This window comes from Nocardioides sp., from assembly GCF_035481145.1.
In the GTDB taxonomy this organism is placed as follows: Bacteria; Actinomycetota; Actinomycetes; order Propionibacteriales; family Nocardioidaceae; genus Nocardioides.
Genome location: NZ_DATIHB010000175.1, coordinates 1 through 12,911, shown reverse-complemented (window position 1 = coordinate 12,911; position 12,911 = coordinate 1). Strand labels below are relative to the sequence as shown.

The following is a 12,911-nucleotide window of genomic DNA, read 5'->3' as shown; positions in this document are numbered from 1 at the left end:
CCCGGTGACAGGTCCTGCCTGTCACCGGGCCGGTTCTTCGGTGGGGACCCGGCTTGGAAAAGGGGTCCATGACTCGTTAAAGTCTAGTTAATCAATCTAGTTAAACGGAAAGGGTCCTCATGACCACCACGCCCGCTCCCGAGCCGCTGAAGTTCGCCTACTGGGTCCCCAACGTCAGCGGTGGCCTGGTTGTCAGCGACATCGAGCAGCGCACCGACTGGGGCTACGACTACAACGTCAAGGTCGCCCAGCTGGCCGAGAAGGTCGGCTTCGAGTACGCCCTGTCCCAGGTGCGCTACACCGCGTCGTACGGCGCGGACCAGCAGCACGAGTCGACCTCGTTCAGCTTGGGCCTGCTGACACAGACCGAGAAGCTGAAGGTCATCGCGGCCGTGCACCCGTACTTCTGGCACCCGGCCGTGCTCGCCAAGTTCCTGATCACCGCGGACCACATCTCCGGTGGCCGGGCAGCGGTCAACGTCGTCTCCGGCTGGTTCAAGGGCGAGGCGGTCGACCTCGGCGTTCGGTGGCTCGAGCACGGTGAGCGCTACCGCCAGTCCGAGGAGTTCATCCGCGTCCTCCGTGGCCTCTTCGAGTCGGCGGAGAAGGGCCCGTTCACGCACCAGGGCGACTTCTTCCAGGTCCACGACTTCCAGCTCAAGCCGGGACCCCTGACCTCGGAGGGGCGCGCGCACCCGGAGATCTTTCAGGGCGGCAACTCGACGGCCGCACGGGCCCAGGCGGGCAACGTCGCCGACTGGTACTTCTCCAACGGCAAGGACTTCGACGGCTTCACCGAGCAGTACCTCGAGGTGAACCAGAACGCCGCTCTGGCCGGACGCGAAGGAGCGGTGAAGTTCGGCCTCAACGGCTTCGTCGTCGCCCGGGACACCGAGAAGGAGGCGCGGGAGGTGCTCGAGGAGATCATCGCCAAGGCGAATCCCGAGGCGGTCGAGGGCTTCCGCTCCGCCGTGCAGCAGGCCGGTCCGAGCACGGCGGACGGCAAGGGCATGTGGGCGGACTCCACCTTCCGCGACCTGGTCCAGTACAACGACGGCTTCCGGACCGGCCTCGTCGGTACGCCGGAGCAGGTCGCCACGCGGATCGTCGAGTACAAGAAGCGCGGCGTGGACCTCTTCCTCCTCGGCTTCCTGCACTACCTCGAGGACATCGAGTACTTCGGCGCCAAGGTCCTCCCGATCGTGCGTGAGCTGGAGGCCGAGCACGCGTCGGCCGGTGCCCCGGTGGCGACACGATGACCGTCGCCGTCCCGTCGCAGACCAGGGTGCCGGTGCTGACCGCCGAGGAGGCCGTCTGTACGGCGACGCAGCTGGCCCGCGAGCTGGCTGCGTCGTCCGCTCGCAGGGACCGGGACCGTGTCACGGCCCACGCCGAGATCGATGCCGTGACAGCGTCGGGCCTGCTCGCGATCACCGTCCCCGCGGCGTTCGGTGGGTCCGATCTGCCGGTGGCCGTGGTCGCGGAAGTCTTCCGGCTGCTCGCGGCCGGTGACCCGAACGTCGCCCAGATCCCGCACAGCCACTTCGTCTACGTCAACGCGTTGCGTGAGCAGGCGACCGAGGAGCAGCAGCGGTTCTTCTTCGGCGAGGTGCTCGCGGGCAAGCGGTTCGGCAATGCGCAGTCGGAGATCGGCACGAAGCACGTGCGCGACATCCGCACGACGCTCACGCCCGATCCCGCGGCGCCGGAAGGTCCCTGGCGGCTCAACGGCCTCAAGGGCTACGCCACCGGCGCCCTGCTCGCCGACTGGATCCCCGTCCTCACCCACCGGTACGTCGACGGGCCGCTGCACGTCGCCTGGGTCGAGCGCCATGCACCCGGCGTGACGGTCGTCGACGACTGGGACGGCATGGGGCAGCGGACGACGGCCAGTGGGTCGGTCCGGCTCGAGGACGTGGCGGTCGACCCCGACCGCGTCACGCCGTACCACCTCACCTTCGAACGGCCGCAGACCTACGGCGCCTTCGCCCAGGTGCTCCACGCGGCGATCGACGCGGGCATCGCGCGGGAGGCGCTGACCGAGGCGGCGACGTTCGTGCGGACCAAGGCGAGGCCCTATCCGGACGCCGCGGTCGAGCGCGCAGCCGATGACCCGCTCGTCGTTCACGCGCTCGGTCAGCTCGAGGTACAGGTCCGTGCTGCGGAGGCGCTGCTGCGCGAGGCTGCGGCAGCGGTCGATGCGGCCAACACGGATCTCGACGTCGATTCCGCCGCTGTCGCCAGCCTGGCCGTCGCGGCGGCCAGGTCGGCCACGACGGACGCCGCCCTCGCTGCGTCGACGCGTCTCTTCGAGGTCTCCGGAACGCGGTCCGCGCTCCGCGCGCTCAATCTCGACCGGCACTGGCGCAATGCCCGCACGCACACCCTCCACGATCCGGCGGGCTGGAAGGTCCAGCACCTCGGTCGCTGGGTGGTCGACGGCACCTTCCCGCCCAACCACGGACAACTCTGAGAGAGAACCCCATGTCTGATCTCACGTTCCACTGGTTCCTCCCGACCAACGGCGGTGACAGTCCCCAGGTGGTCGGCGGTGGCCACGGCGTGCCTGCGGAGCCTTCCGTGCGCCCCGCCTCGGTTCCCTATCTGGGCCAGGTCGCACGCTCCGCCGAACAGCTCGGCTTCGAGGCGGCGCTCACCCCGACCGGTGCGTGGTGCGACGACGCCTGGCTGACCACCGCGATGCTGGCCCCGCTCTCCGAGCGCCTGAAGTTTCTCGTCGCCTTCCGGCCCGGCCTGGTCTCGCCGCTCCTCGCCGCCCAGATGGCCGGCACGTTCCAGAACCTCACGGGCGGGCGCCTGCTGCTCAACGTGGTCGTCGGTGGCGAGAGCCACGAACAGCGCGCCTACGGTGACTTCCTGGACAAGGACGCTCGCTACGCCCGCTGCGGCGAGTTCCTCGACGTCGTACGCCGGTTGTGGGCGGGTGAGACCGTGACGTACCAGGGTGAGCACCTCGCGCTGGCCGACGCGGTGCTGGCGCAGCGGCCCGACCCGCTGCCGGAGATCTACTTCGGTGGCTCGTCGCCGGCTGCGCACGACGTGGCTGCCGAGCATGCCGACGTCTATCTGACCTGGGGCGAGCCGCCTGCGGCCGTTGCCCGCAAGGTCGAGGACATGCGCCGTCGGGCTGCCGAGCGGGGCCGGGAGCTGCGCTTCGGCATCCGGCTCCACGCCATCGCCCGCGACACCCGCGAGGAGGCCTGGGCCGAGGCGGACCGCCTGCTCGCGGGCATCTCCGACGAGCAGATCGCCCGCGTCCAGGCCGGCCTGCGTCGTAGCGAGTCCGAGGGGCAGCGCCGCATGCTCGACCTCAATCGCGGCTCGCGCGACGGACTCGAGGTCCACCCGGGCCTGTGGGCCGGCATCGGCCTGGTCCGCGGTGGGGCCGGCACCGCGCTGGTCGGCTCGCACCAGGAGGTCGCCGACCTCATCGAGGAGTACGCCGCGGTCGGCATCTCCGAGTTCATCCTCTCGGGCTACCCGCATCTGGAGGAGGCGTACCGGTTCGGTGAGGGCGTCCTTCCCGAGCTGGCCCGCCGCGGTCGCTGGGTGCACCCGGCGCCCTCGCCGCTCGGCCTGCGGAGCGCCGCCATCCCGTTCGGTGCAACCGCACCTGCCGCCGTACCCGTTGTCACCCACCAGGACCGCCAGGAGGTCCCCGCATGAGCACTCCTCTGACCCTTGCCCGCGTGCCCGACTTCGTGGAGGCGCCGCCCGTGCTCGATGCGACCACGCTGCGCCAGGCCTTCGGGCACTATCCGTCAGGCGTCGTCGCCGTCGGTGCGCACGTCGGGGGCCAGCTCGTCGGCATCGCCGCATCGTCGTTCACCTCGGTCTCGCTCGACCCGCCGCTCGTCTCGGTGGCGGTGTCGAGCACGAGCAACACCTGGCCGGCGCTGCGGGAGGCCGGCGAGATCGGAGTCTCCGTCCTCGCCGACCACCACGACGTCGTGTGCCGACAGCTCGCCGGCCCCGCCGACCAGCGCTTCGCGGGCCTCCGGTTCGCCGTCTCGTCGGGTGGCGCGGTGCTGCTGCGCGAGTCGGTGGCGACGTTCACGACCCTGCTGCACGACGAGATCGAGGCAGGTGACCACGTCATCGCGCTGCTGCGCATCGTCGCGGTCGACGCGGGGGAGGGCGAGCACCCGCTGGTCTTCCACCGGTCGGCGTTCGCGCAGCTCGACCGGCGTGGTCTCGACCCCGCCCGCCTGGACGGCCGGATCAACGGCCAGCCCGTCGAGTAACGACCACAACTCCCACTTCGGCGGACCACAACTCCCACTTCGGCGCCGAGGTGGGAGCTGTGGTCACGCGAGGTGGGACTTGTGGTCGCACTAGGGTGTGCCCGTGAAGAAGGTCCTCGTCATCGGCGGCGGCATCGCCGGACTCGCCGCGGCGTGGGATCTCTCCGCTGACCATGACGTCACGGTCCTCGAGGCGAGTGACCGGGTGGGCGGCAAGCTCCGCCTCGAGCAGGTGGCTGGCGCGCGCGTCGATGTCGGTGCGGAGGCGATGCTCAACCGGCGTCCCGAGGGCGTGGAACTCGCGCGCGAGGCGGGGCTGGAGATCGAGCACCCGGCGATCACGGCCTCGCGCCTGTGGACCGGCGACGCGCTGCGACCGCTGCCGCGTTCGCTGATGGGAGTGCCCCTCGACCTCGACGACCTCGAGGCCTCCGGCGTCCTGAGTGCCGCGGGCATGGCGCGCGTCCGGGAGGAGCCGGCGCTTCCGCCGTCCGACCTGATGCGCGACGTCAGCGTCGGCCACCTGGTGGGGGAGCGGTTCGGCGACGAGGTCGTCGACCAGCTCGTCGAGCCGCTGCTCGGCGGCGTGTACGCCGGTCGCGCCCGCGAGATCTCCGCCCGCGCGGCCGTGCCGCAGCTGGTCGCGATGGCCGGCCGTGGCTCGCTCACGTCGGCTGTTGCTGCCCTCCCGGTTTCCGACGCCCCCGTCTTCGCCGGCATCCCGGGCGGCATGGGGCGCCTGCCCGAGACACTCGCCGCGTCGGGCCGCTTCACGGTCCGCACGGGTGCGGAGGTGGAGCGGATCGCGCGCGACGGCCATGGCTTCCGGGTGCGGGTGGGTGGCGAGGAGCTCTCCGCAGACGCGCTGGTCGTGGCGACGCCCGCGGCTGCGTCGGCCTTCCTGCTGATGGACCTGGTGCCGGATGCCGCCGCCGGACTCGCTCGGATCACCTCCGCGGACGTCGCCGTGGTCACCTTCGCCGTCCGCGAGGTCGAGGCTCGTCCGCTGTTCGACCTCGGCTCTTCCGGCTTCCTCGTCTCGCCCCGGGAGAGGCGCGCGATCAAGGCCTCGACGTTCTCCTTCGCCAAGTGGGACTGGGTGCGGCAGGCCGGCCGCGGTGCTGGGCCCTACGGCGAGGACCTGCTCGTCCTTCGCACCTCGCTCGGTCGCGCGGGCGAGAGGGTCCTCCAGTTGCAGGACCACCTCCTCGAGGTCGGCTCGCTCGCCGACCTGCACGCTGCGACGGGCGTGCGGCTGGAGCCCGTGGCGACCCACGTGCAGCGCTGGCCCGCCGGTCTCCCGCAGTACGCCGTGGGTCACCTCGACCTCGTCGCCTCCGTGCGCGGCGCGATCGGTGAGGTGCCCGGCCTCGCGGTCTGCGGCGCGGCGTACGACGGCGTGGGGATCCCGGCCGTCATCGGCTCGGCCCGGCGCGCGGCGGCTCAGGTGCGCTCGGCACAATAGGGGCCATGACCGACGCTCCCGCGCAGCCCGCTGACGCCCAGACCGAGGCGGACCCGCAGGCCCACATCAAGTCCAACGCCGCGAAGATCAACGAGCTCAACGAGATGATCCGCTACACGATGTGGAGCGTCTTCAAGCTCGAGTCGGTCTACGGTCATGTTGACGAGGCGACCCGGCAGTCCGAGGCGATCGAGCTGACCGCGCTCCTCGACGAGCTCGCCGCCGAGGACGTCACCACCCGCGGCATCTACGACGTCGCGGGGCTGCGGGCGGACGCCGACGTCATGTTCTGGCTTCACGCTCCCTCGTCGGACCAGCTGCAGTCGGCCTACCACCGCCTCCGTCGTACGGCGTTCGGCCGCCGCCTCGCGCCGGTCTGGTCGCAGATGGCGCTGCACCGCCCGGCCGAGTTCAACCGCTCGCACCTGCCTGCGTTCCTGGCTGACGAGCGCGCCCACAACTACGCGGCGGTCTACCCCTTCGTCCGCAGCTACGAGTGGTATCTCCTCGACGACAAGGAGCGCCGTCGCCTGCTCGCCGAGCACGGCGGCATGGCCCGCGACTACCCCGACGTCCGCGCCAACACGGTGCCGGCGTTCGCGCTCGGTGACTACGAGTGGATGCTCGCCTTCGAGGCCGACGACCTCGCCCGCATCGTCGACCTGATGCGCCACCTGCGTGGCTCCGAGACGCGCCGCCACGTGCGCGAGGAGGTCCCGTTCTACACGGGCCGCCGGGTCGAGGTCGCGGAGCTCGTCACCGCCCTGCCCTGACGCCGAGAGGGCGCGTACCTGCACGCGGGAGGTGCTGAGGCGGCGCGTACCTGCACGCCCTAGGTGCTGAGGCGGCGCGAATTCACGCCGCCTCAGCGCCGTCTGCCTGCAGCTAGGCGCCGATTCGGGATGGAGGGCGGCGCTGCGGTTGAAAAGTCTAGTAAAATCATCTAGATTCATTACATGTTGTCGAAGGTGATGCCGCGCCGGCCCGGCTGTTGTCGACGGTCGGCCTAGCCCCCACCCCGCGCCGTACGCCGAGCGCGGAACCGCTGTCCCTTCGGCAACTCGGGGGCCCGCGCCTGCCACGGCGCGGGCCCCTCCTCCCAACCCAGGAGTCCGTATGACCTTCTCGACGCACACCCCTTCGTCGCAATTCGACACCGCCCGTGCCCGTACGGCGCAGGGCCGGCCGACCCGTGCCCGCCTCGACCACCTCGTGCGTGTGCTCGAGGAACACGCTGAGCTCCCGGAGCTGCTTGCCTTCGCGCCGGAGCTCGAGGAGGGCGCGAGCGAGCGAGCGTTCCACCTCCTCGACGAGACCGTCGAGCACCAGGTCTGGCTGATCTCCTGGCCCGCTGGTGCGAGCACGGGCTGGCACGACCATGGCACCGCCGCCGGTGCGTTCACCGTGCTGCGCGGTCGTCTCGTCGAGCAGAACTGGAGCGGCGGCCTCAAGCTCGCGCAGGTCACCAGCAGCACGATCCGCGTCCACGGTGCCGGACACGTCCACGACGTCCAGAACCGCAGCGGCGAAGCCGCCGTCTCCCTCCACGTGTACGGCGGCCGGCTGGATGCCATGAACCACTACGAGTTCCTGGGCGACCGGATCCGGCTGCTGGGCGCCGAGCCCGGACGCTGAGTCGTCGTACGCCGAGGCGGCGCGAACCTGCACGTGGATGGCGCCGAGGCGGCGCCAACCTGCACGTGGAGGGTGCCGAGCCGGCGCGAACCTGCACGTGCAGGGCGCCGAGGCGGCGCGAACCTGCACGTGGGAGGTTTGTCCGAAGCCCTACGCTGGCGTCATGGCGTACGAGGTTTCAAAGAGCGACGACGAGTGGCGCGAGCAGCTCTCGCCCGCGGAGTACCAGGTGCTCCGACAGGCGGGCACGGAGCGGGCGTTCACCGGCGAGTACACCGACACGGAGACGACCGGCGTGTACCGGTGCAAGGCCTGCCAGGCGGAGCTCTTCCGCAGCGACACGAAGTTCCACTCGGGCTGCGGCTGGCCGTCGTTCTACCAGCCGGAGTCCGAGGCGATCGAGTACATCGAGGATCGCTCGCACGGCATGGTCCGGACCGAGGTGCGGTGTGCGAGTTGTGGCTCGCACCTGGGCCATGTCTTCCCCGACGGTTACGGCACGCCGACCGGTGACCGTTACTGCATCAACTCCGTCGCGCTGACCCTCGAGCCGAAGCAGGATTGACCTCGTCGACACCTGCAAGTTGGCGCCGGCTCGGCGCGCTCCGCGTGCAAGTTGGCGCCGCTTCGGCGCGCTCCACGTGCAGGTTCGCGCCGGCTCGGCGCCCTCCACGTGCAGGTTGGCGCCGGCTCGGCGTCAAACAACGAGCTCCACGGGCGTGCCGAGGAAGCGGCTGTAGGCCTCGGCCTCAGCGTCCAATGCCGTGCGGTGCCGCTGCTCCAGCGGCCGCGCGGCCTGCACCGTCACGGTCGCTGAACGCTTCCCGGCCTTGCGACCCCAGGACCCGGCGAGCTCGCCGTCGAGGAAGAGCAAGCCCGACATGCCCATGTACGGCGCTGTGTCGAGCCCGTCGCGGGCGTAGGAGATCAGCTCGTCGAACGGAGCAAGCAGGAGGGTCGCCGGGATATCGACCTCCGCCAGGGGCATTACCGCGAACAGTGACTCCCCGGCCACCTCCACGGGCTCGACCTCCGCGAGCTCGAACGCACGGCGGGCCTGGGTCAGGGTGATGTCGCTCCACCACGCCAGGTCCTGCGGCCTGGCTGGACCGTGGCCGCGCAGGTAGGTGCGCGCGATCCAGGCGAGCCGCTCTTCCGGCGTGCGACGGGAGGGTGGGAGGTCAGCGGCGATGTAGGTGTGCTGGCGCCCGCGCATCGGCCCGCTGTGGATCTCGCCGGTCAGCTCCGCCTCGGCCATCACGTGCGCCATCGAGTTGCCCACGCGGGCGAAGCCCTCACCCTCGAGGATCGTCTCGACCTCCGGCCGTGTGAGCGGCCCGCCGGCCCGCACCGCCTCGACGGCGATCGCTGCCCAGTGGGCGATCGACGAAGGTGTGAGCCCCCAGCCGCGATTGGTGCTCCCCATCGCCTGGCGGATCCGGGGTGCGGTCACCTCGAGCAGGTCACGCAGATCGCTCACCAGCACGTGGTGCCAGGTGGGACGCAACGGATGGGTGCGCACGAAGTCGCCGCGCTCGAAGGCCGCCTCCACCTCCGCCAGGGTGGCGCCGCTGCGGCGGCCGAGCGCCCACAGGGACATGTCGTGCATCTGCGACTGCACCGCGCCGAAGTGGCCGACGACTGCGGCCGGACCGTCGAGCACCGGACCGACGAGGCACTGCGGGATCAGTCGCCAGGGAGCGAGCTCGCTTCTCATGCGGCGATGGTGCCACCACACACCGACAACCGCCTCGAGTGCGCTGGTGCTGCATTTCCTGGAGGGCTGCGCACTCAAGACGGCTAGGTTGGCGACATGGCAGGCAGTCGCAAGGAGGCGTACGTCGAGGCGGGCGGTCGCGAGGTCCGGATCTCCAGCCCCGATCGGGTGATCTACGAGGCGACCGGGCGGACGCCGGAGGTCACCAAGCTCGACGTGGCGGAGTACTTCGCGGCCGTCGGCGAGGCGATGCAGGAGTGGGTCCACGAGCGCCCGACCGCACTCGAGCGGTGGCCCGACGGCTGGCGCGAGGGCATGAAGCTGGCCACCGGACCGCAGGACAAGGACGCCGACGGCTTTTACCAGAAGCGGATCCCGAAGGGAGCGCCCGACTGGGTCGAGACCGCACGCATCGCCTTCCCGAGCCGGCGCACCGCCGACGAGGTCTGCCTGACCGAGTCCGCGACCGCCGTGTGGGCCGCGCAGATGGGCACCCTCACCTTCCATCCCTGGCCGTGCCGGCGTGCCGACACCGACCACCCGGACGAGCTGCGGATCGACCTCGACCCGCAGCCCGGCACCGACTTCCGCGACGCTGTGCGCGTCGCGCTCCTCGCCCGCGACGTGCTGCGCGAGCTCGGCCTCGACGCGATGCCGAAGACCAGCGGCAACCGTGGCGTGCACGTCTTCGTGCCGATCCGTCCCGAGTGGACCTTCGAGGAGGTCCGCCACGCCGCTCTCGCCTTCGGCCGCGAGCTCGAGAAGCGCGACGACGGCGTCACCACGGCCTGGTGGAAGGAGGAGCGCGGCGAGCGGATCTTCGTCGACTTCAACCAGAACAACCGCGACCGCACGATCGCCTCCGCCTACTCGCTGCGCCCCCTGCCCGGAGCGCCGGTGAGCACCCCGGTGACGTGGGACGAGCTCGCCGCGATCGAGGACCCGCGGACCTTCAACATCGTCACCGTGCGCGAGCGCGTCGCCCGCGGCGGCCACCCGTCGTACGCCGGGGGGCAGGGCGACCTGAGCCCCCTGCTGCAGCTGTGGGAGGCCGATCCGCGCGAGGCCAACTGGCCGCCGGACTACCCGAAGATGCCGGGGGAGCCGCCGCGCGTACAGCCGAGCAAGAAGGTCGCCGAGCACTGGGACGAGCAGGGCAACCGGATCGAGGGACCCGGCACCCATTGACAGTTGACAGAGTGTCAATAAGACTTCGTCGACGGTCGTGAGGGGCACGGCCCGGCGGTGGAGGGCACATGCGGGCACGGGCGACAGGGCGGACAGCGGTCGGATCGGCGGTCGCTGCGGCGATCCTGGCGGTGGCGACGGCGCTGGCGCCGGTGCTGCTCCCGGGGGCGGCTACGGCCGCGACCGGGGCGGACGCGTTCTTCACCTACTCCGGCAGCAAGCCGCTCTCCGACTACCCGCCTGGATCTGTCCTGAAGACGCGGACGATCCCGTACTCCCTGGCCGGGATCCCCACGCCGCTCGCGGTCCGGCAGATCGTCTTCCGCTCCACGGACCAGCGCGGTCGCGCCGTCGCGGCGGTCACCTCGGTGATCAAGCCGCTCGGCGGGAGCACCGCGAAGGTGATCAGCTACCAGTCGTTTTACGACTCCCTCAACCCCGAGGACGGTCCTTCGCGGGCGATCGCCGGCGGCACCAACCCGGGTGGCCTCGCGGCCCACTTCGAGACCGCGATGATGGCCTCCTTCCTCCTCCAGGGCTTCGCGCTCGTCATCCCTGACACCGAAGGTCCGACCGCGGACTTCGCGGCCGGACCGGAGTACGGCCGGGTCACCCTCGACTCGCTGCGGGCGGCCTTCCGCGCCACGGGCACGGGCATCGCGCCGGGGGCTCGCGCCGGTCTGATCGGCTACTCGGGCGGTGCCATCGCGACCAACTGGGCGTCTGTGCTCGCCCCGTCGTACGCCCCCGGCATCAACCGTCGCCTCGTCGGCGCTGCCGAGGGTGGCGTGCTCGTGCGCCCATCGGCGAACCTGCCGTACGTCGACGGCAGCCTGGTTTGGGCCGGCGTCGCGCCGATGGCGATCGTGGGCGTCTCCCGCGCCTTCGGGATCGACCTGCAGCCCTATCTCAGCGACTACGGCAAGCAGGTCCACACGAGGATGCAGAAGGCCTCGATCACGCAGGTCCTCGGCGCCTACCCGGGCCTGACCTGGAAGAAGCTGGTGAAGCCCGCGTACGCGGACCCCGCTTCGATCCCGATCTTCGTCTCGACGGTCAACAAGCTCAACCTGGGTGTCCGGCCGAACCCGACGGTGCCGATGTTCATCGGGCAGGGCACGCGCGGCGAGCTCGAAGGCACCTCGGGATCGAAGCCGGGCCTCGGTGCGGGTGACGGCGTGATGATCGCCGGCGACGTCCGCACGCTCGCGCGCAAGTACTGCGCGGCCGGTGTGCGTGTGGTGCACCGCGAGTACGCCCTGAGTCACTTCACCTCGGTCGCGCTCTGGCTGCCGCAGGCGACGACGTGGCTCACCGCCCGCTTCGGCACCACGCCCGCACCGACCAACTGCTCGACGATCAAGGCCGGCAACCCGCTGACGCCGCTCAAGGCTGTCTGAACCGCCGCTCCGGTCAGTCCAGCGTCTCCTGCACCGTGATCAGCTCGGCGACGCGCGTTATCTCGAGGACCCGTCGGAGAGGCGAGTCGGGCGGGACCACCAGGCGCAGCTCCTGGCGGCTGTGGGCGATCCGCTGCCGCAGGCGGAAGAGCATGGCGATCCCGGAGCTGTCGAGGAACGTCACGCCGCTGAGGTCGACGATGATCGTGGCCGCGCCGCTGCGCACGGAGTCCCCGATCGCCTCCATCACATCCAGCGCGTTCGAGAGGTCGATCTCGCCGCTGACCCGGACGACGCACGCGTCTTGACGGTCCGTGGCATCGACCTCTGCCATCCGGCTCATGGGCTCTCTCCGATGTCCAGGCTCCGTCGCATCGCGACCGTGGTCCCGGCGTCTCCCGTGCGTACCTCGACACTCTGCATCAAGGCGTGCGCGAGGTCGAGACCCCAGCCGCCGCCCCGGTCGGCCTCCGGTCGCCATGTTCCCTGGTCGCGAACGGTGATCTCGACGGCGCCGTCGATGAGCGCCGCGTCGACCTGGAGCGTGCCGGCAGCGGCGCCGTAGGCGTGCTCGACCACGTTGTTGCAGGCCTCGCCGCAGGCCACGAGGATCTCGCCGATGGCCGCGTCGTCGGCGCCCGCGTCCCGCAGCCAGCGGCGCACTGCACTGCGGATCTGGACGAGCACCTTCGGATCGGCGGGGACGTCGATGTGCAACGGGCTGCCATCCGCCCTGGCTGTGCGGAGGACGAGGAGGGCGACGTCGTCCTCCACCGGGCCCTGCTCGAGCAGCGACGCGAGCAGCGCGTCGCAGACCTCTTCGAGCGCTACGTCGGCGAAGCCCTGGGCGAGCTGGTGCAGCCGGTCGAGGCCACTCTGGATCGAGGCCGAGCGACGTTCGACCAGGCCGTCGGTGTACAGCAGCAGTGTGGTCCCGGCAGCGAGCTGGGCACCCGATTCGACGTAGTGCCCCGTGAGTGAGACGCCGATGGGCGGCGACGTCTGCCCGTCGAGCCAGGTGGCACCGTCGCCGGTCATGACAAGGCCGGGCGGGTGGCCGGCGTTGGCGTAGCGGATGGCTCCGGTCTCAGGGTCGTAGGTCAGGTAGAGCAGCGTGGTCATCGTCATCTCGGGCGGCTGCGTCGCCAGCTGGTGGAGGCCGGCCATGACGGAGGCCGGTGCCGGGTTCTGCAGGGCGTAGGCGCGGACCGTCATGCGCAGCTGGCCCATGGTCGCGGCGG

Annotated in this window: 13 protein-coding genes; 10 read left to right on the top strand and 3 right to left on the bottom strand. The window is 71.0% G+C overall.

From position 1 onward, the window contains the following. The first annotated feature begins 119 nt into the window (after positions 1 to 119). The 8 genes from sfnG to msrB all read left to right on the top strand — a co-directional run bounded on the left by sfnG (position 120) and on the right by msrB (position 7,930). Positions 120 to 1,259, top strand: coding sequence for a dimethylsulfone monooxygenase SfnG (gene sfnG, locus VLF38_RS14530; protein ID WP_325271956.1), 1,140 nt, complete (start codon positions 120 to 122; stop codon positions 1,257 to 1,259). After that, positions 1,256 to 2,473, top strand: coding sequence for an SfnB family sulfur acquisition oxidoreductase (locus VLF38_RS14525; RefSeq protein WP_325271955.1), 1,218 nt, complete (start codon positions 1,256 to 1,258; stop codon positions 2,471 to 2,473). Before sfnG ends, VLF38_RS14525 begins: the two co-directional genes overlap by 4 nt. 11 nt (positions 2,474 to 2,484) lie before the next feature. Continuing rightward, a complete protein-coding gene (locus VLF38_RS14520; RefSeq protein ID WP_325271954.1) occupies positions 2,485 to 3,687 on the top strand; it encodes an LLM class flavin-dependent oxidoreductase in 1,203 nt (400 codons plus the stop codon). Further along, on the top strand, positions 3,684 to 4,265 hold the full coding sequence (locus VLF38_RS14515) for a flavin reductase family protein (RefSeq protein ID WP_325271953.1): 582 nt from the start codon (positions 3,684 to 3,686) through the stop codon (positions 4,263 to 4,265). Before VLF38_RS14520 ends, VLF38_RS14515 begins: the two co-directional genes overlap by 4 nt. A 103-nt stretch (positions 4,266 to 4,368) precedes the next feature. After that, on the top strand, positions 4,369 to 5,730 hold the full coding sequence (gene hemG / locus VLF38_RS14510; RefSeq protein ID WP_325271952.1) for a protoporphyrinogen oxidase: 1,362 nt from the start codon (positions 4,369 to 4,371) through the stop codon (positions 5,728 to 5,730). A gap of 5 nt (positions 5,731 to 5,735) precedes the next feature. Further along, the gene (gene hemQ / locus VLF38_RS14505; RefSeq protein WP_414689406.1) at positions 5,736 to 6,503 is read left to right on the top strand and encodes a hydrogen peroxide-dependent heme synthase; all 768 of its coding nucleotides are present in this window, start codon (positions 5,736 to 5,738) and stop codon (positions 6,501 to 6,503) included. A gap of 343 nt (positions 6,504 to 6,846) precedes the next feature. Continuing rightward, on the top strand, positions 6,847 to 7,365 hold the full coding sequence (locus tag VLF38_RS14500) for a cysteine dioxygenase family protein (protein ID WP_325271951.1): 519 nt from the start codon (positions 6,847 to 6,849) through the stop codon (positions 7,363 to 7,365). 163 nt (positions 7,366 to 7,528) lie between these two features. Further along, entirely contained in the window at positions 7,529 to 7,930 is a 402-nt protein-coding gene (gene msrB / locus VLF38_RS14495) for a peptide-methionine (R)-S-oxide reductase MsrB (RefSeq protein WP_325271950.1), read from the top strand. 132 nt (positions 7,931 to 8,062) lie between these two features. On the opposite strand, the gene VLF38_RS14490 is transcribed toward msrB, so the two are convergent. Continuing rightward, entirely contained in the window at positions 8,063 to 9,082 is a 1,020-nt protein-coding gene (locus VLF38_RS14490) for a winged helix DNA-binding domain-containing protein (protein WP_325271949.1), read from the bottom strand. A 96-nt stretch (positions 9,083 to 9,178) separates the two neighbouring features. Between VLF38_RS14490 and ligD the strand changes: the two genes are divergently transcribed. Together ligD and VLF38_RS14480 are read left to right on the top strand one after the other, a co-directional pair. Beyond that, the gene (gene ligD, locus VLF38_RS14485; protein WP_325271948.1) at positions 9,179 to 10,270 is read left to right on the top strand and encodes a non-homologous end-joining DNA ligase; all 1,092 of its coding nucleotides are present in this window, start codon (positions 9,179 to 9,181) and stop codon (positions 10,268 to 10,270) included. A 68-nt stretch (positions 10,271 to 10,338) separates the two neighbouring features. Then, positions 10,339 to 11,670, top strand: coding sequence for a lipase family protein (locus tag VLF38_RS14480; protein WP_325271947.1), 1,332 nt, complete (start codon positions 10,339 to 10,341; stop codon positions 11,668 to 11,670). Between the two features lie 13 nt (positions 11,671 to 11,683). Here the strand turns inward: VLF38_RS14480 and VLF38_RS14475 are convergent, their stop codons facing one another. Together VLF38_RS14475 and VLF38_RS14470 are read right to left on the bottom strand one after the other, a co-directional pair. Further along, positions 11,684 to 12,013, bottom strand: a complete 330-nt coding sequence (locus tag VLF38_RS14475) for an STAS domain-containing protein (protein ID WP_325271946.1) — start codon at positions 12,011 to 12,013, stop codon at positions 11,684 to 11,686. Further along, a partial coding sequence (locus tag VLF38_RS14470) for a SpoIIE family protein phosphatase (RefSeq protein WP_325271945.1) occupies positions 12,010 to 12,911 on the bottom strand: 902 nt, incomplete at its 5' end. The genes VLF38_RS14475 and VLF38_RS14470, both read right to left, overlap by 4 nt.